The organism is Methylomicrobium lacus, from assembly GCF_041897535.1.
Taxonomy (GTDB): Bacteria; Pseudomonadota; Gammaproteobacteria; order Methylococcales; family Methylomonadaceae; genus Methylomicrobium; species Methylomicrobium lacus_A.
Map to the genome: position 1 here is coordinate 2894478 of NZ_CP169217.1, position 20835 is coordinate 2915312.

Sequence of the window (20835 nt, forward strand, 5' to 3'; positions counted from 1 at the left end):
GTATCCGATGATGGAATGGTTGTTTGTTCCCGCGGCCTATTTGATAGGCTCGGTTTCCAGTGCGATTATTATCTGCCGGCTGATGGGCCTGCCCGATCCGCGCGAGCAGGGTTCCGGCAATCCAGGCGCCACCAATGTGATGCGCATCGGCGGCAAAAAAGCGGCGGGCATCACGTTACTGGGCGATATGTTGAAAGGCCTGATTCCGGTTTACGGCGCCAATCTGTTCGGCGTGCCGATCGAACTGCTGGCCGCGACCGGCCTTGCTGCCTTCATCGGCCATCTTTACCCGGTATTTTTCGGCTTCAAAGGCGGCAAGGGCGTCGCGACGACGATCGGCGTCTTGCTCGGTTATTCCTGGTTTTTGGGCTTGGCTTTCGTCGCGACCTGGCTGCTGATTTACAAGATCAGCAAGATTTCCTCTTTGTCCGCATTGATCGCCGCGGTACTGGCGCCTGCCTATGCCTGGTTCATCCTCGGCAGTCCGACGCTGGTCGAGGCGTCTGCCTTGATGACCGCGGTCCTGCTGTGGCGGCATAAGAGCAATATCCAGAGGCTGCTGGCGGGGGAGGAAGCGGCGATCAAGCCTTGATTTTAAGCTATTCGGGTCGGCGATGCAGCCGAGGCGTTGATGCCGATGTCAGTGTATTTTCAATCATGCCGTCCCGGCAAAGTGCAGTATAATAACCGGTTTTTTACAGCATTTTTTGATCTTATATTCACAAGGCACCCATGAAGCATTACAAAATCGCGGTACTGGCCGGTGACGGTATCGGTCCCGAAATCACCCAGGAAGCCCTCAAGGTTCTCAAAGTCGTCGAAGAGCGCAACGATGTCGCCTTCGAACTGATGCCGGCGTTGTTCGGCGCCTGCGCCTATTTCGCGACCGGCGATGCGTTCCCGCCGGAAACGATAGCGATTTGCGACCAGGCCGACGCGATTTTGAAAGGTCCGATCGGACTCAGCCATGAAGAATCGAAAAAGATTCCGGTCGACAAGCAGCCCGAACGCGGCGCTTTGCTGCCGCTGCGCCGCCGCTACAATACCTACGCGAATTTCCGTCCGGTTTCATTGCCGAAGGCGCTGGCGCATTTCTCGCCGTTGAAGCCCGAGGTGATCGGCGAAGGCATCGACCTGATCATGGTGCGCGAACTGGTCGGCGGCCTCTATTTCGGCGAAAAGGAAATGGGCGTGAATGCCGAGGGCCTGCGTTACGTGCGCGAAACGCTCGAATACGACGAAGTGCAGATCCGCCGGATCATGCACCAGGCGTTCAAGCTGGCGATGAAACGCCGGAAGCTCTTGCACAACATCCACAAGAGCAACGTCTTGAAATCGAGCGTGCTCTGGAACGAGGTGATGGAGGAGGTCGCGAAGGAATACCCGGAAGTGCAGGTAGTCAATTTTCTGGTCGATTCGGCCGCGACCGCGCTGTGCCTGAAGCCGACCCAGTTCGACGTGATGGTGATGGAAAACATGTTCGGCGACATCCTGAGCGATCAGGGCGGCGGCATCCTCGGTTCCCTGGGCCTGATGCCTTCGGCCTGCCTCGGCGACGACAAGGCCTATTATGAGCCTTCGCACGGCTCCGCGCCGGACATCGCCGGCAAGAACATCGCCAATCCGTATTCGATGATCGGCTCGGTCGCGATGATGCTCGAAAACAGCTTCGGCATGGAAGCAGAAGCGAAAAACGTCTGGGCGGCGATGCAGGGCGTGTTCGCGGAGGGCTATTCGACCGCCGACCTGTCGAAGCCCGGCAGCGGCGTCAAGATGATCAGCACGGTCGAATTCGGCGACAAGGTCGTCGAAAAACTGCGCGCGATGCCGAAAGTTTAACGGCATGCCGGTTTGTTTGAACAGTCGATGAATTCGATCTTTGAATTCGCCGAAGCCTGTCTTTACCGGAACGACATCGACGAAAAACTGGCGCTGACGCGCCGGGCGATGCAGTTGTTGCGGGAAGGCCGCTTGCAGCTCGCAGACTCCGGGGCGGTATTGCCGATAGCCGGCGTCAGCTTTCCGGAGCGTCCGGTGCTGTTGCCGCCGCGCGAGATGCCGAAGCGTAAGTTGAATACGCCGGAAGGCGTCGCGGCGTTTTTTCACGCGATCGGCCATGTCGAATTTGTCGCGATCTATCTGGCCTGGGACTTGCTCTACCGCTTTCGCGGCCTGCCGGAGCAGTTCTACCGCGACTGGCTGCGCGTGGCCGACGAGGAAGCGCAGCATTTCGCGTTGATCCGCGGCCACTTGCGGGCGATGGGCGTCGATTACGGCGATCTGCCCGCACACGGCGGCTTGTGGGAGCTCGCGACCGATACGGCCGGGCATCTGCTGGCCAGGCTGGCCTTGGTGCCGCGCTGTCAGGAAGCGCACGGGCTGGACGTGACGCCGGCGCTGATCGAAAAATTCAGGCAGGCCGGCGATGCAAAGAGCGTCGCGATCCTGGACCGGATTCTGACCGACGAGGTCGGCCATGTCGAATTCGGGTCTTATTGGTTCAAGTCTGTTTGCCTGGGGCAGGGGTTGGAGCCCGAAGCCGAATACCGGCGCCTGCTTGGCGAGTACTACAAGGGCGCCCGGCCGAAAGGGCCCTTCAACCGACCGCTCCGCATTCAGGCCGGTTTTTCGGGGGCGGAGCTGGATTGGCTGGAGAGCGGGGCCCGGTAGCGGTAGAAGCAGCTAGGACATTCCGCTCGCGGTTTCAGATGCTCTCAATCGGTTTTGACGATCCGATGGTCGATGATGTTCTGCACGACCGAAGGGTCCGCCAAGGTCGAGGTGTCTCCAAGATTGTCGAGTTCTCCTGCCGCGACCTTGCGCAGGATCCGGCGCATGATCTTGCCCGAGCGCGTTTTCGGCAGCGACGGCGCCCATTGAATGATGTCCGGGTGCGCGATCGGCCCGATCTCCTTCCTTACCAGATCGTCCAGTTCCTTCCGCAGTTGTTCGCTCGGTTCGACGCCCGCATTCAGGGTCACGTAGGCATAAATGCCCTGGCCTTTGATATGGTGCGGGTAACCGACCACGGCCGCTTCGGCGACCAGTTCGTGCAGCACCAGCGCGCTTTCGATCTCCGCGGTGCCCATCCGGTGCCCCGAAACGTTGATCACGTCATCGATGCGTCCGGTGATCCAGTAATAGCCGTCGGCGTCGCGTTTGGCGCCGTCGCCGCTGTAATAAAAGCCGGGAGCCTTGCTGAAATAGGTGTCGATAAAGAGTTGGTGGTCGCCGTAGATGCCGCGCGACTGCCCCGGCCAGGAGCGGGCGATGACCAGCACGCCTTCGCACTCTCCTTCGAGTATCTGGTTGTTCGCATCCAGGATCTCCGGCTTGATCCCGAAAAACGGCAAGGTCGCCGAGCCCGGCTTCAGGTCGATCGCGCCCGGCAGCGGCGTGATCAGGATGCCGCCGGTTTCGGTCTGCCACCAGGTATCCATGATCGGACGGGAGCCGTCGCCGACCACATGGTAGTACCACTCCCAGGCTTCCGGATTGATCGGCTCGCCGACGCTGCCGAGGATTCTGAGGCTCTGCCGGGAGGTTTCGGTCACATAATGATCGCCCTGCGCCATCAGCGCGCGAATCGCGGTCGGCGCGGTATAGAAAATATTGACCTTGTGCTTGTCGACGACGCGCCAGAAGCGGTCGGGCCCCGGATAGGTCGGGATGCCTTCGAACATCAGTGTCGTCGCGCCGTTGCAGAGCGGGCCGTAGATTACGTAGGAGTGGCCGGTCACCCAGCCGATGTCGGCGGTGCACCAGTAAATGTCGCCGTCCTGATAGTCGAACACATATTTGTGCGTGATCGCCGCATACAGCAGGTAGCCGCCGGTCGTATGCAGCATGCCTTTCGGCTTGCCGGTCGAGCCTGAGGTATAAAGGATGAACAAGGGGTCTTCGGCATCCATCGGCACCGGCGGGCAATCGGCCGAGGCGGCCGCCATCGCTTCGTGGTACCAGAGGTCGCGGCCTTCCTGCCAGGCGATCTTGCCGCCGCTATTCTGGACCACGATGATCTTTTCGAGCAGTGGGCAATGCTCGGCGGCCTTGTCGACATTGGCCTTGATCGGCACGACCTTGCCGCCCCGGTAACCTTCGTCGGCGCAGACCAGATATTTACAACCGCAGTCGAGAATACGGTCTTTCAGGGCCTCGGCCGAAAAGCCGCCGAACACGACCGAGTGCACCGCGCCGATGCGGGTGCAGGCGAGCATAGCGACCGCCGCCTCCATGATCATCGGCAGATAGATGCAGACCCGGTCGCCTTTTTCGACGCCCTGGGCCTTCAAGACATTCGCAAAGCGGCAGACCTGATCGTACAGTTCGCGGTAGGTCAGCTTTTTATCCTGCGCCGGATCGTCGCCCTCCCAAATGATAGCGACCTGATCGCCGCGCGTTTCCAGATGGCGGTCCAGGCAATTCACGCTGACGTTCAGGCGGCCGCCTTCGAACCAGCGGATGTTTGCGGTTTCGAAATCGTAGTCCGAGACCCTGTCCCAGCGCCGATCCCAGTTCAAAAACCGTTCCGCCTGCTCGGCCCAGAATGCCTCGGGTTCGGCCAGCGAACGCTGGTAGAGGGCTTGATAGGTCTCGCGGTTGATGTGCGCATGGGCGGCGATTTCTGGCTTGACCGGATAGACGTGCACGTCTGACATGAAGCGGATCCTTTAGGGTGCGATAGTGTTGAAGTTAATCGGGAAGACGCATCTTATCAAAATGTCCGGTTTTGTCCGTATAAAATTCCAGTTTATTTTTTACGGCTCGGCAAAGATTTGAATCCGAGATTGAATGCTTGCAGAATGCGATCGATGCCTTGCTAGGCGACTTCTAAGGCGTGGAGAAAAAAGGGCAAAATCGGGAGGAGGCCTGGAATTGAATTATCCGGCCAGCTATCGGCAATGGATGCGAATCGGGTATTAGGGGGTATCAAGAAATGGCGCGCTTGGCAGGACTCGAACCTGCGACCCTCGGCTTAGAAGGCCGATGCTCTATCCGGCTGAGCTACAAGCGCAATGGTCGGGGTAGAGGGATTTGAACCCCCGACATCCTGCTCCCAAAGCAGGCGCGCTACCAGGCTGCGCTATACCCCGAATATCGTAATGTTGCTTGTGACTTTCCAGGCCACTCTCGGCGAGTGGTCTTTAACACGTTTATTAGGCCAACATCTACGGCGATAAGACGCGAGGCGTTGATCTAATTGAAATAGGTGGGGTGAACGACGGGGCTCGAACCCGCGACAACAGGAATCACAATCCTGTACTCTACCAACTGAGCTACGCTCACCATAAACGGATATATCAAGAAATGGCGCGCTTGGCAGGACTCGAACCTGCGACCCTCGGCTTAGAAGGCCGATGCTCTATCCGGCTGAGCTACAAGCGCAATGGTCGGGGTAGAGGGATTTGAACCCCCGACATCCTGCTCCCAAAGCAGGCGCGCTACCAGGCTGCGCTATACCCCGTGTGTCTTCCTTATCTGGCTTGTGACTTTCTCAGCCACCCTTGAAGAGCTGCCTATGATAACGATGGATTAGAGTGTCGTCAAATTTTTTTTCGGTGCAGTGCGGTTATTTTGCAATGGGCTTATGGCGGCTTAGGGGTTAGTTACGTATTTGTTGTCACAAAATATTGATTATTAAGGCTTAGCTGTTGATGGCGGTGAATAGGGCGGAGGCCTTGCTGGCGGCAGGAATTTATTGGTGATGTAATGATCAAAAAGTAGCGCCTGCGTAAGCTGCGCGTCATAATAAAGGCACCTGTCAGTAAAACTAATGAGCGGGAATTGACGTTTTTAGAGGAGAAGCTATGAAGTGGGATTGCCGGTTGTTTTTTGCGCGCGCGCTGGTGTTGATTTTTTGCGTTTTCGCCGGGGCGGCTTTGGCCGAGGAAAATAAAATCATGAACATGAAACTTGAATCTTCGGATTTTGTTCACATGGGCGAAATTCCGAAACGCTTTACTTGTGACGGCGAGGACGTGGCGCCGGCGTTGAGCTGGTCCAATCTGCCGGCAGGCACGCAAAGCCTGGCGTTGATCGTCGATGACCCGGATGCGCCGGACCCTGCGGCGCCCAAGCTCGTTTGGGTGCATTGGGTGCTTTACAATATTCCGGCTTCATCCTCGGGTTTGCCGGCTGCCGCGAAAAAGCTGCCGGCAGGTAGCCTGCATGGCCTGAATGACTGGAAGCGCACCGGTTACGGCGGTCCTTGTCCGCCGATCGGCCGGCATCGGTATTTTTTCAAGCTCTATGCGCTGGATGCGGTGTTGCCCGATCTGGACAATCCGGATAAAAGCCAGCTCGAGAATGCGATGGCCGGGCATATCATCGGGAAGGCGGAATTGATTGGGACCTATCGGCATTAGCCGCGTTGTCCTGCGTTGCAGCGGTTTCCCGGTCTCCTATCGGGCCGTGGGGGTAGTGCTGTGAACGCGCCGCGAGCCAGCCTGACAACACCGCGGTACAGAGAAAGGCCAGTATCCCCGCTCCGGTTCGGATCAGAGTTTCCGAGCCGCTGCGGCGAGCCTGCGCGGTGAAAGGCGCGAGTGAGGCGAGGGTGCCGAGTGTGATCGAGACCCCGACCGAGAGCCAGCCTGCGAGTGTCGAGGCGCACCAGGGGCAGTGATGTTCGGCGGTCGGGTCGAAATAATTGCAGCCGAAAAAGAAACCGGACCACGGCCAGGCGCAGCCGCAGGCGAATAACAGGCCGCAAAGCGGAGTGATTGCGATCAGCGCGAGGGTCAGGATTGCGGCGGCGGAACCGGTTTTTGCGGTCATTTTGATCATCAATGCCTCTCAATTCCAGGTAGGCTAAAGCGCGTAGCGATCGTGTCGAAAACATCGCCGCGAGGCCAAATTAAGATGGGTTAAATTTTAGTCATTTTAACGCAGGATCAAGCAGGGCAAGCGCTTGCATTCCTTATCAACGCGCAATGAACAACGTTATCCACAGGTTTTGTGGATATTCGCGGCGGGCGTCCTAAAGGCATCATGGCGGGTGCGCAGAGGCGGGCCAAATTGCCTTGAGGGCGTTTACAGGACTCGGGAAGCAGAGGAAACGGCATGGCGGAGTTGGAAAATTTCAAGTTGCTCGGCATCGCGCTGTCGCTGGGCTTGCTGATCGGGTTGGAGCGCGGCTGGCGTGAGCGCGAGCGCCGCGAAGGCATGCGTATCGCGGGGCTCCGCACCTATGGCTTGATCAGCTTTCTGGGCGGGGTCAGCGCGCTGCTGGCCCGGGAGACCGGTCCGCTGTTGATCGGTTTTGTCTTTATCGCGCTGGCGCTGGTCCTGCTGGTCGCGTACACCCAAAATCTCAAAAAATTCGAGGATGTCGGCATCACCAGCATGATCGCGTCCTTGCTGACCTTCATCCTGGGCGCGCTGGCGGTGTTCGGTCACGTCGTGCTGGCGGCCGCGGCGGCGGTCGTCACGACGCTGCTGCTCGGTTTCAAGCCCTTGCTGCATGGCTGGGTCGGCAAGCTCGATCAGCGGGAACTCGAAGCGACCTTGAAGCTGTTGCTGATTTCGGTCGTGATGCTGCCGATCTTGCCCGATCAGGGCTATGGTCCCTGGCAGGTGTTCAATCCCTATCATGTCTGGTGGATGGTGGTGCTGATCGCGGGCGTTTCGTATCTCGGTTATTTTGCGATACGGATCGCGGGCGACCGGCACGGGCCGGTGGTGACCGGCGTCTTCGGCGGCCTGGTGTCGTCGACCGCGGTCAGCATCAACCTGGCGCGCCTCGCAAAAACCGACCCGGCGCTGTGCAACGCGCTGACGGCGGGCATCTTGACCGCCTGCGCGACGATGTTCGCGCGGACCCTGCTGCTGGCTTCGATAGTGAATCCCGCGTTATTCCAGCAGCTTCTGTCTTCGCTGCTGGCGATGAGCCTGCTCACCTACCTGGCGGCCTTGCTGCTTTGGCTGAATACCCGATCGCTACAGAACAACCAGGAAATCCCGCTCCAAAATCCTTTTCAGTTGGGCATGGCGCTGAAGTTCGGCTTGTTTTTGTCGGTGATCATGCTGTTGTCCAGGGTGCTGCAAATCCAGTTTGGCGATGCGGGAGCTTACGTGCTGGCGAGTATTTCAGGCGTGGCCGATGTCGACCCGATTACCTTGTCGATGGCGCAATTGAGCAAGCAGGGGATGGACATCAGCGTCGCCGGGCGCGCGGTGTTGATCGCGGTCGCGGTCAACTCCGGATTCAAGAGTCTGATGGCGTGGGTGATTGGCGGTCATGCGCTTGGCCTCAGAGTCGGAGGCGTCCTGGTGGCGGCCATAGTACTGGGCTTGCTGATTGGCTGGCGGCTGTCTTGATGCGTGTGCTCCGGATGATACAGGCTAACCCCTTTGGCTGCTCTTTTGAGCGGGCACAGATACGCTTGCCAAGCTGAATATCTGTGCCTCGCCTCTTCAAAGACTCCGATTCATTGAGCCGGGTCGAGCATCCAGACTACCGCGTGACGCTGGCCGTCGGCGGTCAGGGCGACACCGGCAACGTTGCCTTGCGCATCCACGGAGAACGCCTGCGAGCCGACGAAGGCAGCGGGCAGATACGTGTTGAGGTCAGTGGGCTGATAGTTTGTTGAGTCCCACACGATGGCGTGATAGTAGGCTGGTGTACTACGTTTCGAGTCGTCACCCGCGTAGCCGGCGATCCACGGGCCATTCACGGCCGCAGCGTAGCTGTGCGTGAAAGGATAAGGATGAATGACGAGTGCGCTAGCTGCCGTCCCAGACCAGACCGTGGCGAAGTTGAAGCGCTTATCCTTGTTGCCCTTGGGGGCTTCGGAACGGACGCGGATGTCGTAGCCGCTATACCCGACCTGTAGCACGCCATCCGTGCCATACGCAACCGAGGCGGCTGCGTCCTTGGGGTGAAGCACCAACAAGGATTTCGCGCTGCCGCTCCACAGCGCGGCGTTCGCTGTGCCTTTAATGACATAACCGACCTGCAGTCCGCCGCCGACTCCGATAGCCTGTGCGCCGTTGCCGGCGTCGCCCAGATCAATGGCTGCCTGGGTCATGGCGTCCCAAACGACCGCGTGCGGTGGTCCGAATGCCGTGCCGTCCTTGATCAGCGGCGTGCCGTAACCGACGATCTGGCTGTCGTCCGTGGCTAATGCCTGGCCGCCGGCGTTATCGAAGGGTAGCGGGAGCGTGGTCGCACTGGCCGCCGTGCCGGTCCAGACCAGCGGCACGGAGCGATTGTTCGTGCCCGGTCCTGCGCCCCAGCCGACCTGCAAGGCGTCCGCGCTACCTTGCACGGAGGAACGTCCCTTGACGGCTTTCACAGGGTCGTCGAGGAAGGCGGGATGCAAATCGATTTGATTCGCATCTTCCCAAAACGTCGCGCGAATGGCGCCGAACGAGGCGGTATCGGCAGAATAGCCGGCCGCTCCGCCGGTCGAAATGCCATTGGCTGTGCTGAGGGGGGAATTGGGCGTAAGGTCAATCGAAGTATAAGTTTGGGCCTGGACCGCGCCCGTCGCTGTTGCCAGGACGACGGCGGTGAGCAGGAGGATCATCGGGCTCGCATGGCGGACTGTGCCGATTCTGGTTTGCATATATTCTCCATTCGCTTTGGGTTTTGGTTTTTGTTGTTCCCTTGTTCACCATAGAGCGGGCTAAACCTGGCCATCAATGCTCGTGCCTTAATAAGGTTTAACGTGATCAAAGTCGTTGCCTCTTTCGTGTTAAATGGGGCAAACACGAGTTATTTGATTTGAGGCCTCCCCCTATGGCGTCGGTCACATGACTGTATTCCCGTCACGCACGGTAAGGTTCAAAATAAGGGGGCAAACCTTAAAAAAGCTTGAATCTCCCTGCACTTAATCGTCGGAGCTTTCTAAATTCATCTCCTTTAAAAGATTGCCGGCTATTTTTGCAACATAGATCAAAACCGCGATTAAAATGGCTAGGCCAAAGACCAGCATGGCGTATGAAACAAGGCTTGCTTTCGGTGCGCCATTGGCCAGGCCGGTCAAGTGTTTGGTCGCATAACCGAAATAAACCAGGCTACAGTTGTAAACTAAAATGCCGCTGGTTGCGGCTAGATAAGGCCGGAATTTAACTTCCGTAACCGATAAAGCATAACTGAGCAATGCAAATGGAAGCGGCGTCAGGCGCAATAACAACATCAATTTGAAGGCGTTGTCGCCGCTGATTGCCTTATCCAATGCGGCAAAACGCTTATGTCCGGCAATAAAAGCCGTGACCCTTGCCCGCACAAAATCCCGGCCCAGGAAGAATATCACCGCAGCCGACAGATAGGTTGCGATCACAACAGTCAACTCGGCGGTCGCGATAGGAAATAGTATTCCCGCCGCAAAACAAAGCGCATCAACCGATACGCATGCCGGCGAGAGAACCATGAACAAGGCGATAAAGGCCAGTGGCGCGAAAACGCCCCGGCCTTCAATCCAGACTTCCAAATCAGGAAGATAAAGCTCAAGTTCATGTCCGATCAATAAAACAAGTCCGACAAAGATCAAGAACGCCGACAGCTTCCTGTCAAGACTCGTGTGGGGTAATCGCATGGCCGACTTATCCTTAAACGAAGGCAGATGATTAATGATTTGCTTTGATGAGTCACCCATCAGCATAAACAAACATGAGCTTTTCCATCCGACAAATCGGTATCAAGAAATCAGCAGGCTTATCACGCTCAGATAGATCAGGAGGCTGAGCAAATCCTGAACAATCGTGGCGACAGGGCCGCTGCCGTAGGCGGGATCTTTCCCCATCCGGGAAAGAATCGATGGCAGCAAAAGCCCGATGCTGGTGGCGACGCTGCTGGCACAAATCAGGGCAATGGAAACCGCAAAAGCCAGGGATGCATTGAAAGTAAGCCAAATGAAGGGAAAAACAACCAGTGCCAATGCAATGCCCAGGTAAAAGCCGGTTTTGAGTTCTCCCTTCAGCAACTGTGGAACCGGCGTACGACTGAACGAGAGTCCCCGCACGGCAATCGCTTCGGATTGAGTGCCGATGGCATCGGCCAGATATACGATACCGGGTATGAAAAATGCGACCGCCAAATCCGTCCTCAGCGTGCTTTCAAATGTTGCCATGAGCCCGGTTGCCAACACGCACCCCGCGGTTCCCACGATCAACCAGGGCAACCGGTCGATCACCCGGCGCAGCGGGTCTCCCTCGATGGCGGACAGCGCTTGATCCGAGTGGCGCCAAATTCCGGCCAAACGGTCCATATCCTGGATATGCTCCTCCCGCATGATTTTGAATACCGTGTGCGCAGGGACCGCGCCGAGTAGACATCCCCGCTCGTCCACCACTGGCACGGCAGGCATTGGGTGGGTTAACGCCACCTCGGCCACTTTTTCCGGAGGGTCGGTCAGAGTGACGCGGGTGATATCCCGGTTCATCAGGTTATCTATAGCCATCTGGGGCGTTGCCACCAGAAGCTTGGACAAAGGCACCACGCCTAACAGCTTCTGATCGGTATCGGTGACAAACAGCAATTCAATCGAATCGAAAGCGCTGGGCAAGCGGGCTAGCCGCTGCATGACCTTCGAGACTGTTTCACTCGCCTGAGCCGTCGGAACCGGGCTGTACATATGGTTTTCCGCTCGGTCGGCGGCAACTTTCGTCCTCGTGACGTACGGCGGAGGTTTGCTGATTTCCCGGCCCATTTCTTCGGCCTTTTCACGGATGATGACCACAACGTGCGAGACAAGGGCCTGGAGCCTCCGTGCCGCCGGTATCGCCTGCTCTTGTAGCGTCTTGCCGATTTTTTCGATGATATCCGACATGTCATTTACCTCTTTACTGATGTGGGTAAGCGAGATCAACACGTTACGTCGTTTGCAGGCTTTTGAGATGATGAGATGATCGATCGCAGGCTAACTCGTGACATGGAATTAGCCCATGCATGTCTCAAGCCGGCCGATCAATTCCTCTACCTGTTCTTGCTGGCGATAGTACTCCACGATCAGGGCGAAGTCCATCAGGGAGCCCCCGTTGCATTTTGCCATCCGCCGACAAAGCGGCATTTTTCAAAGGCGCCGAGTCTCGTATTTTAAGCGAAGTAAAAGACTTTGATTGACATGGGACGTGATTAGGCGCTAAATGGCGGCTCGAAAATTGTCTGATCTCGGCAAAATCAAACCGTTAAATCATTATTGATTAACGGTTTAGTTCAATAACATGATTCACACAGCCAATCCGAATGTGCCAATTCAAGAATCTCCGGACATGAGCAGATGAGGGAATCAGGGTAAAACAAAACACGAGTTTGTTGGCTCCTACGGATCTCGGCTTTTTAGCAAGGCATTTTATTTAAGAGAAGAGGCAATTTCGCGGTGTCGCCTGCAAAGCGCATGAGGGCGCCTTTGCATGACGCTGATAGGGAAACACTGCAATCGCGCAGGGTTTCTGATCTTCTTCAATCTTCTTCAGCGGAGAGCCTTATGAAAAAGTCATGCAGTCTGCTGCCGGCAGTGATCCTCTTGACCAGTTGCGGCGGTTCGAACAATCCGCCATCCCCGCCCACCCCAACCGAACCCGCCATCACCGCTTGTCCCGCAGACGGCGGCGAAGAGGAAAACGTTTATCGCCCCTTGGATCAGCAGGAATTGCTGGCCGGCATCATGGCCGGAAAGGGCGATGAAGTTTTTCACGATGCGTTTGAACATGGCGATCTTATCTTCGGCACCCACTTTACGCTGGGGCAAGGCGGCGGCGCCTTCATCGGCAGCAACGAGCCATCCCACTATACACGCATACCGCGCCCCGATTTGCATGCGCCGGGAGAATGGGGCGATGAGGGGCGTCTTGTGATGCGGCCGACGGGGCCGAATGCGCAGTCCTGCGGCTCCTGTCATAGTCAGCCGGTCGATGACGGCGCGGGGCCTACCTCGGCGAACGTGCATCGGGTGCCGCGCCTGGATCATCCCGACTTGATGATTCAGCGCAATACGCCCCATGTCTTCGGTCTGGGCGCCTTGCAACGCTTGGCGGAAGAAATGAGCGATCAACTCAGGGCGGTCATAACTCAGGCCAAAGAAGAAACCTGCGCTAAAAAGACCGAAATCACGCAGGACTTGACCGCAAAAGGCGTGAATTTTGGCCGGGTCACGGTAAGCTGCGAAGACGGCACGGCAAAGATTGTGGGAGAAAAATCGCTACTCGAAGGCGTCTCGCCGGATGGGGTGGTGCGCCCCTACGAGTGGAAGAAGAACGTCGCCTTTTTGCGGGACTTTATGCGCCATGCCGGCAACAATGAAATCGGCATGCAGGGCGTGGAGCTGGTCGGCAAAGGCAATGACGAAGATCATGACAATAAGGCAGATGAGCTCAGCGTCGGCGACATGACCGCTTTTACGATCTACATGGCGGCACAGCCGCGGCCGGTGACCCGGGTGGAGCTTGACGATCTGGGCATCCTGGCCGCCAATAAACAGAAGTTGAAACCCGAAGAGCGCACGCAAATTCAGCGCGGCGAAAAACTCTTCGGCTCGATCGGCTGCACAGCGTGCCATAAAGCGGAACTGGCATTGGACAACAGTTGGTTTCAGGAGCCGAGCGCTTCACTGGGTCACCGCGACAAAAAACAAGATTTCCTGAAAAAGGGGCAGGTGCAGGTCGATCTGGAGGCCGAGGGCGTGAAGCCTGAGCATCCGGTCAAATTCGATCTGGCCAAGGATCAGCCGGATAACCGGTTTTGCAAGGGCAGCAAGGAGACGTTGCTCGGCGCGTTCGAAAAACACAACGGCAAGACCGTCGTGCGCTTATACGGCGACTTGAAACGGCACTGGATGGGCGACGGCTTGGCCGAGCGTGTCGATGAGCTGGAAGATCCTAAGGAATACGGCAACGGCCATATGAGTCTCGTGAACTATGATCCGGTCAATGCGATCCTGCCGCCCGAAACCTATGCCTACGATGAAAACAAGGGCAGGGCGACATTCGGCACCCGCGAGCTGTGGGGCGTCGCCTGCACCGGCCCTTGGCTGCATGACGGCCGCGCGACGACCCTGCGGGAAGCCATTCAGTGGCACGGCGGCGATTCGGAGGCTTCGCGCCAGAATTTTGCTAAGCTCGCCAAAAGCGAGCAGAAGGACGTGATCGCCTTCCTGGGCAATCTGGTGCTGTATGTGAACACCGCCAAGAACGGCGAGACGCCCGACCCGCTATCCGAGGCATGCAACGTCAAAGACGAAGAATAAGGCAAAGACAGTGGATATTAAACGGCGAATGGTCAGGAAATATCCGGCCGTTCGCCGTGTATCCGCTCACTTGAACGCCGCGTTAGTCTTAGTCTAATACATGATTATCGGGCATTTATTTTCTTGGTAATTCGCATTTCGCCGTTGTTCTGAAGTAATTTAAAATCCTTCAAGACATTGCTGCCTAGCAAAGCCTGTTTTAGCTTGGGAACTAGGATGCAGCGCAAATCCGTTAGCGTGAAGTCTCCAAATTTAAGCTTTGGGATCGTACCTGTGCAGGCTTGGACCGTACCGTTTGCGGTCTCCACGGTCGTATCGTTTTCGCAGTAAATACCCGCACCCAACGCAACCTCCCTCGGTAAGGTGACGACCGAAGCGCCGGTGTCGATCACAAAGACCAGCGGGGAACCGTTAATCGAGCCGTCAACAAAATAATGTCCGTTGCTTTGCTGGCGGAGGATCAGAGCGGATTCGGATTCCTCCTCGGCGACAGCATCTTGCCGTTGCTGTTGTCGATATGGATTACCGTCAGGCCCAAGGTTTACACCGCCTGGACCATAGATGCTGTCGTCACTCTGAACAAACCCTGCCGTAGCGCTAAGGAGAATTAAGGTGGACAATAATTTTTTCATAGTTTGTTCTCCGGGGATCGACTGGAACCCTACGGCTGCTCCAATGTTCACGAAGCGCCAGGCGCAGGCAAAAAGCGCGTTATTCCGAGCGCTTGCTTTGGTTAAGGATAGTCCGGTTTAGGTTCACGGCAATCGTTTCGGCAGTACTGAGACTTTTTCATCATCCCGATAGGCTTGCCCCATCCGAAACAGGTTTCCCGAGGTGACTTGTCTATCGCGAACAGCCGCGGCAAGCGGCTGGGCTGGCGCGGGTCGATGTTTTCCTCCTGCGTGGGAACCCGATCAAGGACGCTCTGCGGTCAGAAAATGAAATCCCCATGCCGGCAGATCGACGTATAAGCCTTCTTTTTCCAGCTCCGTTCCGTCGCGTTCAAAGCTCGTCGACTGGAACACATCGTTCAGCCGCCAAATCCTGTCATTGAGTCCCGGCCAGGCTATTTTTATTCGGCTCTGGCTTTGAGTTTCAGACAGGTTCACGACGATAAGACAACGGCTGTTTTCAGTAGTCCATGTCCAGGCAACCAGATTGTTGCAAGTCATGTTGTCCGGCCAGCCGCTAAGCTCGCAGAGCTGCCAATCGCCCCGCATGAAATCGCCCCTTTTAAAGGCGCAGAGAAGTTGCAGATAAAACGCGAGCAAATCGCTATCGGCGGCCTCCTCGGGCCGGCGCCCCAAAGATACCGGCAAACGAACGCGCAGGCCTTCCAGTTGGCCCTCGTGAACCAGGCGCGCGCCGGGCAAGGTCAGCGCGGCGACCGCGACGGCGCGGAGCTTTTCTGCATTGAAAGCGGCGGACGCTCTAAGCGTGTCATGATCTTCAATGAAGCGGACCAGTTTGCTCTGATAGGCGCGGTCGGCCCCCAGATGCAGCCGCACGCTTTCCGCCGACTCATGCGCGAGGCGGTCGTACAGGCGCCTGTCGTAACAAAAATCGAAGCCCTGCTGCTGCAATTCCCATTCCTTGTCCCCGTTGGCTTCGGCAATGAACAGAAAGTCAGGATGCTTCTGTTTGACGGCCGGTATCATCTCGCCCCAATATTCGGCTTCGGGTCTGTCTCCCGCGCGGGGCCCCCAGGTTTCCTCAAAAACCGAATCGAGCAACAGCATGGCCCTATCGCAACGCACGCCGTCGCACTGTCCGGCGATAGCGTTCAGGGTCTCGACGGTGGCTGCGCGCAATCCAGGGTCAAAGCCGTTCACTTGGACCCTGTCGGGCCAAGCAGGCAAACACGGATCCTTGCCGCAGGCAAAGATATTGCCGCCGATGTCGATGAAGGATGCCGGCTCTCTGCTCAGGTCCTTGTCGCCGCCGCGAATAAAATAGCGTGGATGCTCGGCCAGCCAGGGATGATCCGGCGCGACATGATTGGGCACGAAATCGAGGATCAGGCGCAGGCCGCGCGCCGCCATTTTCGCCCGGGCGAGGGCCAGGGCATCCGGTCCGCCCAGATGCTCGTCAACGCGATAGCGCCTTATTGCATAAGGCGAGCCGACATTGTCCGCCTCCTTGAAATCCGGCAAAGCGTTTTGGAATTCTGCCCGCACCCCTTCATTGGCCATCGCAATCCTTTTACCCATCGGACTACGCTCCCAAACCCCCATCAACCAGACCGCATCGAAGCCGAGCGCTGCGATGCAGTCCCACTCGACATCGGGGACCGAAGCCAGGGTGATGGGGCGACCGGCACTTCGGCTGAGCTCTTCCAGCCAAACCCAGGTGTTGATTTCGTATATCTGCGGATATTTCGTCCAGGAATTCATTAAAGTCTCTTTTTGTTTAGTGGTTTGTTGCTTTTCTTCGGGGAAATATTTTAGCCGGTCTTCAGGTACTGTTCCGTCCTTGAACCCTCCTCGTCCCAACGGTACGCGAGTGAAAATAATGGGGGCAGGTCTTTCAATATCAAGAAATGATGGGGAACAGGCAGGACAATCGCACTATATCTGGTCCCCACGCGCCGTGTGGTAACCCAGTGCGGACGCGCCAGCGTCCCGATCCGCGATGTCGCCGCGATATGGACTACACCTGGAAAACCACCTGCATTTGATCGTCCAATCGCCTGACTTACCAGCCGAAATCGGCAGTTTCAAATCATGGACCGCAAAACGCTTGCTCGAAGTGCTAAAAGAACAAAAGGCCGAACGCATCCTGAAACAACTGGCTTTTTATAAAAAAGCGCATAAGCAAGACCGCGATTATCAGGTCTGGGAGGAAGGCTCGCATCCTGAGCAAATACAAAACCCTGCGATGATGCGGCAAAAAATCGAATACATCCATCAGAACCCGGTTAAAAGAGGTTATGTCGACAATCCGGTGCATTGGCGCAATTCCAGCGCCCGTAATTACGCAGGGGAAAACGGGGTGTTGAAAATTGATAGGGAATGATATGGCTGAATCGCGACGCTGGCGCGTCTTAACCGGCATTCCCACGCGGCGCGCGGGAACGAGATGGGTGGTCTCGCAAATTTCGGAGGAACAAAATCATGAGGCAATAAAAAAGGCCTTAGGTATTTCTACCGAAGGCCTTATTTTATCTGGAGCTGGCGATGGGACTCGAACCCGCGACCGGCTGATTACAAAACAGTCTAAGATATTCATATTTTATTCATTTGTAAGTAATTTCATAGAGTTATACACGAAGTTTTGCCTATAAAAGCCCTTTTTAGCTAACTATAGCCGTGTAATGTTGACAGTTGGTTGACAATAAATTCTTTTGTAGCAGTATCGATCACCCCCTTTTTTTGTCTATACGCTTTGATGATAAATAAGCATCAATGGCAGCCCTTATATGCGCGCTAACATTTCCGCCTAATTGCTTCAGACGCTCTAATTGCTCATTTTCCAGCCTAACCGGATACATCAACTTAGAAGGGCTTTTACCTTTACCCCGAACACGCTTAACAGGTTTGTCATCAGACACATGTTCTATAGGAACATCATCTAGCTTTTCGTCTATCGGTTTTGAATCAAAAGGATCATCAACAACATACAATTCTGCTATATCCTCTAATCCGGAAGCATCAGACCAATGCACAAGATTTATAAATTGTTCCTTACATGATTTCCAACTCGAAGTCATTTTTTTAGCTTGCAAAGCATTTTTAGCTAATCGAGATTCAACCAAAGCCAAGCGCAAACGCTTTAATTGATCATCAGTCAGTTTCAGATAAGTCTCCAAAGCAAACCCCATAAATTTTTATAGCCAGTATACGCATTTTTTTGTATAGACACAATATTTTTTTGTATAGACATTTTTTTATCAAAATGTATATACAAACTGGTTAAGGCTAACTATAATGTATATACAAACAAACAAGGAAAATGCTTGAGAGGCGGCAAAAATGAAAGACAAGTTATTGAAAGTACAAGATGATTTGTATTCTATCTATGAAGCATACAACAACCTACAAGTCATAACGACAAGCAGCAATTGTGATTCGGGAAACGTGGGAGCTGTTCTATTTGTTGTTAATCAACAATTTAGGAAAACATTGAACGAACTTGATAACATTAGGATGGGCAAAACCACGCTAACAGTCATCAAGGAATAGCGCGTCTACCAGCCTTTGTGACACCCGCTTTTATCGTTTCTACTGACGTGATACAGGAACGTCAAAGAGCCGAAAAGCGATTAACAGTTCCGGTTTGAAACGCGCCGAAATAATCAGCGGGGCATGGCGGGGCGGCGTTGAAGGGCGACAGGGCCGCAAAATGAAGGGTATTGTTTAAAGTTGATCCTATGGATATGTGGAAAAGTACCGGCCAGAGCATCGATAAAAAAGGGCATGGATAACATGTGGATAACTTCCCTGTTATCAGCACGATGTTATCCACACCCTTTTTTACCGATTGGCCGGCACTTTCCCACATATCCACAGGATGCAACAACAATTTCGCTTTCGCTCACTTCATTTAAATCGCAGCCCTTAAGTCACCCTTCAACGCCGCCCCGCCGCCATGCCCCGCTTGATATAAGGAACGCGCTACAAACCGAAACAAACTAATTCATTAAATCCAAAAATATCGACCTATGAGCATAACAAAAACTGAAAACGGATGGTTAGTAGATATTCAACCAGGAGGCCGCGGACATAAACGCTACAGGAAAACCCTACCAACAAAATCAGAAGCCCTAAGATGGAAAGCCTTTGTTGAAAACAAGACCATTAAAACGCCAGAATGGGAACCCGATAAAAAAGACTATAGGCGATTAAACGAACTTTTAGCAATATGGTATGAACACCACGGGAAAAACCTTAAAACAAGTGAGGATATGTATAGCCGATTACAATGGATAAGCAAAAGATTAAATAATCCTTATGCTTACACATTAACACCTGAACTATTCAGCGAATATAGACAAAAACGGCTAGCCGAAGGATTATCAACAAATAGTATGAATCGAGAACATGCCTACCTTAAAAGCGCGTTCAATGAGCTAATAAGAATCGGGCAATGGAAGAAGACAAACCCTGTAGAGAAAATCAGACTCTTAAAAATCGACGAAAAAGAATTAACCTACTTGACACAGGATCAAATAAAACAGCTAATGCAAGCGATCGAGGAAGGGGAGAGCGAAGATTTATATTTAGTAGTTTCAATCTGCCTAGCCACAGGCGCAAGATGGTCAGAAGCAATTAATTTAAAAAGAGAAAGCGTAAGAAATGGGATCATTAATTACGCAGGCACCAAAAGCGGAAAGTTTAGAGCGGTTCCAATTCCTGAATCCTTGGAAAAAGCCATATTAACGCACAAACCAGGATCAGAAAAACTGTTTTGCAACTGTATCAAAGCATTTGAAAGAGCGGTAAAAAGAGCAGGATTAGAATTGCCAGACGGACAAAGTTCTCATGTATTAAGACACTCGTTCGCTAGTCATTTTATGATGAATGGCGGCAACATATTAAGCTTGCAAAAAATTCTAGGTCATCAAAGTCTTACCATGACAATGAGATATGCCCATTTATCACCCGACCATTTAGAAGAAGCTAAAAATTTAAGTCCTTATTCAAAAATAATAAATAAATAAATAATACCTATAGATATTTTAAATATTTATTAAAAGATCAATAATTATTTATTATTTAATAATTATTGAAAAACAAAGTATTCAAAAAAAGATAGAAAAGCAAATAGACTAAGGATAAATATAAGATAAAGCATAGTTATAAATAACTATGTTGACGAGCGAAAAACGAGAAAGGATTTAAAAGAGTACCAAAGGCAAAGCCTTTGGGAGTGATACATAATAAAGAGATAACTTCTTATTACTTTAAAAAAAACGCGCAAAAAGTACCGCGTAAAAAAAAGGAAAAAGCGACTTAAGAAGGCAAAAAATAAAAGACTGCCCAAAAAGCCCGCTCCCTTTACTCTGGCTCAAGGCTACCCCGCTATTTCTTTGGCGTGTAACCTCTCGCAATCGTCCGCCCACGGGTCGAATCATTCCAAATCGTCCGCCCGGCATCAAGGCACGCTACGCTCTAAAGACCTTGACGCCGACCGCCCGATTTGAAACGACACGCCCCGCGACCGAACGACGGCGAGAGGCTACCCCACCAAAGAAACAGATATTAAAGACAGGGCAAATAAGATTCGGGATTATGAAGACTTAAGAGGGCAATTCTTATCCAAATATGCCATAAGAATCATACCCGCAAATTTAAAAGAAGTTGTTCCCCTTTTTACTGCCTCATACTCAAGACGAACAAAGTAAGAGGCAGGTAAAGCGGTTCTGAACATTCGACGCTGATTTAAAGAGTTCTGTGAAGACTCTTTCAAATCCAAGTACTCATCAAATTGTTGACGATCGGTTGACGATTGATTACTCATGACAACCACCGTTTTTTGTAAGTACTTAATTTATATGGAGCTGGCGATGGGACTCGAACCCGCGACCGGCTGATTACAAATCAGCTGCTCTACCAACTGAGCTACGCCAGCTAAGAATCCGCCATTATACAGAATAATTTGATTTTGACCAGCAATTTTTGAACTTTTTAGCTCGGGATTGACTCGT

At 54.0% G+C, this 20835-nt stretch carries 18 protein-coding genes and 6 tRNA genes; 9 read left to right on the forward strand and 15 right to left on the reverse strand.

The annotated features are described in order from the left end of the window. The first annotated feature begins 7 nt into the window (after positions 1 to 7). From plsY to ACEPPP_RS12750, 3 genes are all read left to right on the forward strand, one after another. Positions 8 to 592, forward strand: a complete 585-nt coding sequence (gene plsY, locus ACEPPP_RS12740) for a glycerol-3-phosphate 1-O-acyltransferase PlsY (RefSeq protein WP_374087249.1) — start codon at positions 8 to 10, stop codon at positions 590 to 592. 140 nt (positions 593 to 732) lie between these two features. Then, on the forward strand, positions 733 to 1839 hold the full coding sequence (leuB, locus tag ACEPPP_RS12745; protein ID WP_374087251.1) for a 3-isopropylmalate dehydrogenase: 1107 nt from the start codon (positions 733 to 735) through the stop codon (positions 1837 to 1839). A gap of 27 nt (positions 1840 to 1866) precedes the next feature. Continuing rightward, positions 1867 to 2670: a ferritin-like domain-containing protein gene (locus ACEPPP_RS12750; RefSeq protein WP_374087253.1), complete on the forward strand. Its 804-nt coding sequence runs from the start codon at positions 1867 to 1869 to the stop codon at positions 2668 to 2670. Between the two features lie 44 nt (positions 2671 to 2714). Here the strand turns inward: ACEPPP_RS12750 and acs are convergent, their stop codons facing one another. The 6 genes from acs to ACEPPP_RS12780 all read right to left on the reverse strand — a co-directional run bounded on the left by acs (position 2715) and on the right by ACEPPP_RS12780 (position 5464). After that, the gene (gene acs, locus ACEPPP_RS12755; protein WP_374087255.1) at positions 2715 to 4658 is read right to left on the reverse strand and encodes an acetate--CoA ligase; all 1944 of its coding nucleotides are present in this window, start codon (positions 4656 to 4658) and stop codon (positions 2715 to 2717) included. 279 nt (positions 4659 to 4937) lie between these two features. After that, positions 4938 to 5014 (reverse strand) — tRNA-Arg (locus ACEPPP_RS12760). 2 nt (positions 5015 to 5016) lie between these two features. Beyond that, positions 5017 to 5093: transfer RNA gene (locus ACEPPP_RS12765), tRNA-Pro, on the reverse strand. A 117-nt stretch (positions 5094 to 5210) separates the two neighbouring features. Further along, positions 5211 to 5286 (reverse strand) — tRNA-His (locus ACEPPP_RS12770). Between the two features lie 22 nt (positions 5287 to 5308). Then, positions 5309 to 5385: transfer RNA gene (locus ACEPPP_RS12775), tRNA-Arg, on the reverse strand. A 2-nt stretch (positions 5386 to 5387) separates the two neighbouring features. Continuing rightward, positions 5388 to 5464, reverse strand: a tRNA-Pro gene (locus ACEPPP_RS12780). 343 nt (positions 5465 to 5807) lie between these two features. Between ACEPPP_RS12780 and ACEPPP_RS12785 the strand changes: the two genes are divergently transcribed. Then, positions 5808 to 6365, forward strand: coding sequence for a YbhB/YbcL family Raf kinase inhibitor-like protein (locus tag ACEPPP_RS12785; protein WP_374087257.1), 558 nt, complete (start codon positions 5808 to 5810; stop codon positions 6363 to 6365). Here ACEPPP_RS12785 and ACEPPP_RS12790 read toward each other — a convergent pair. Further along, positions 6325 to 6786, reverse strand: a complete 462-nt coding sequence (locus ACEPPP_RS12790) for a hypothetical protein (protein ID WP_374087259.1) — start codon at positions 6784 to 6786, stop codon at positions 6325 to 6327. The two genes, ACEPPP_RS12785 and ACEPPP_RS12790, sit on opposite strands and share 41 nt — an antisense overlap. Before the next feature lie 276 nt (positions 6787 to 7062). Here ACEPPP_RS12790 and ACEPPP_RS12795 point away from each other — a divergent pair, with 276 nt between their 5' ends. Then, positions 7063 to 8319 (forward strand): MgtC/SapB family protein, encoded by a 1257-nt coding sequence (locus tag ACEPPP_RS12795; protein WP_374087261.1) that lies wholly within the window; start codon positions 7063 to 7065, stop codon positions 8317 to 8319. Positions 8320 to 8429: 110 nt separating this feature from the next. Here ACEPPP_RS12795 and ACEPPP_RS12800 read toward each other — a convergent pair whose 3' ends face one another. The 3 genes from ACEPPP_RS12800 to ACEPPP_RS12810 form a co-directional block, all read right to left on the reverse strand. Further along, the gene (locus ACEPPP_RS12800) at positions 8430 to 9569 is read right to left on the reverse strand and encodes a hypothetical protein (protein WP_374087263.1); all 1140 of its coding nucleotides are present in this window, start codon (positions 9567 to 9569) and stop codon (positions 8430 to 8432) included. Positions 9570 to 9833: 264 nt separating this feature from the next. After that, on the reverse strand, positions 9834 to 10607 hold the full coding sequence (locus tag ACEPPP_RS12805) for a TVP38/TMEM64 family protein (RefSeq protein ID WP_374090923.1): 774 nt from the start codon (positions 10605 to 10607) through the stop codon (positions 9834 to 9836). Between the two features lie 36 nt (positions 10608 to 10643). Further along, the gene (locus tag ACEPPP_RS12810) at positions 10644 to 11774 is read right to left on the reverse strand and encodes a magnesium transporter (protein ID WP_374087265.1); all 1131 of its coding nucleotides are present in this window, start codon (positions 11772 to 11774) and stop codon (positions 10644 to 10646) included. A 657-nt stretch (positions 11775 to 12431) separates the two neighbouring features. Between ACEPPP_RS12810 and ACEPPP_RS12815 the strand changes: the two genes are divergently transcribed. Beyond that, positions 12432 to 14189, forward strand: a complete 1758-nt coding sequence (locus tag ACEPPP_RS12815; RefSeq protein ID WP_374087267.1) for a di-heme oxidoredictase family protein — start codon at positions 12432 to 12434, stop codon at positions 14187 to 14189. 104 nt (positions 14190 to 14293) lie between these two features. On the opposite strand, the gene ACEPPP_RS12820 is transcribed toward ACEPPP_RS12815, so the two are convergent. Then, positions 14294 to 14821, reverse strand: a complete 528-nt coding sequence (locus tag ACEPPP_RS12820) for a TIGR02281 family clan AA aspartic protease (RefSeq protein WP_374087269.1) — start codon at positions 14819 to 14821, stop codon at positions 14294 to 14296. A 282-nt stretch (positions 14822 to 15103) separates the two neighbouring features. Beyond that, on the reverse strand, positions 15104 to 16582 hold the full coding sequence (locus tag ACEPPP_RS12825) for an alpha-amylase family glycosyl hydrolase (protein ID WP_374087271.1): 1479 nt from the start codon (positions 16580 to 16582) through the stop codon (positions 15104 to 15106). 238 nt (positions 16583 to 16820) lie between these two features. Here ACEPPP_RS12825 and ACEPPP_RS12830 point away from each other — a divergent pair, with 238 nt between their 5' ends. Next, a complete protein-coding gene (locus ACEPPP_RS12830) occupies positions 16821 to 17204 on the forward strand; it encodes a transposase (protein WP_374087273.1) in 384 nt (127 codons plus the stop codon). A 343-nt stretch (positions 17205 to 17547) separates the two neighbouring features. Here ACEPPP_RS12830 and ACEPPP_RS12835 read toward each other — a convergent pair whose 3' ends face one another. Further along, on the reverse strand, positions 17548 to 17997 hold the full coding sequence (locus tag ACEPPP_RS12835; protein WP_374087275.1) for a hypothetical protein: 450 nt from the start codon (positions 17995 to 17997) through the stop codon (positions 17548 to 17550). A gap of 163 nt (positions 17998 to 18160) precedes the next feature. Between ACEPPP_RS12835 and ACEPPP_RS12840 the strand changes: the two genes are divergently transcribed. Together ACEPPP_RS12840 and ACEPPP_RS12845 are read left to right on the forward strand one after the other, a co-directional pair. After that, complete coding sequence (locus ACEPPP_RS12840) at positions 18161 to 18370, forward strand: hypothetical protein (protein ID WP_374087277.1); 210 nt, start codon at positions 18161 to 18163, stop codon at positions 18368 to 18370. A gap of 479 nt (positions 18371 to 18849) precedes the next feature. After that, positions 18850 to 19848 (forward strand): tyrosine-type recombinase/integrase, encoded by a 999-nt coding sequence (locus tag ACEPPP_RS12845; protein WP_374087279.1) that lies wholly within the window; start codon positions 18850 to 18852, stop codon positions 19846 to 19848. A gap of 569 nt (positions 19849 to 20417) precedes the next feature. Here ACEPPP_RS12845 and ACEPPP_RS12850 read toward each other — a convergent pair. Both ACEPPP_RS12850 and ACEPPP_RS12855 read right to left on the reverse strand, forming a co-directional pair. Next, positions 20418 to 20648 (reverse strand): hypothetical protein, encoded by a 231-nt coding sequence (locus ACEPPP_RS12850; protein WP_374087280.1) that lies wholly within the window; start codon positions 20646 to 20648, stop codon positions 20418 to 20420. 35 nt (positions 20649 to 20683) lie between these two features. Continuing rightward, a tRNA-Thr gene (locus tag ACEPPP_RS12855) sits at positions 20684 to 20759 on the reverse strand. Between the last annotated feature and the right edge of the window lie 76 nt (positions 20760 to 20835).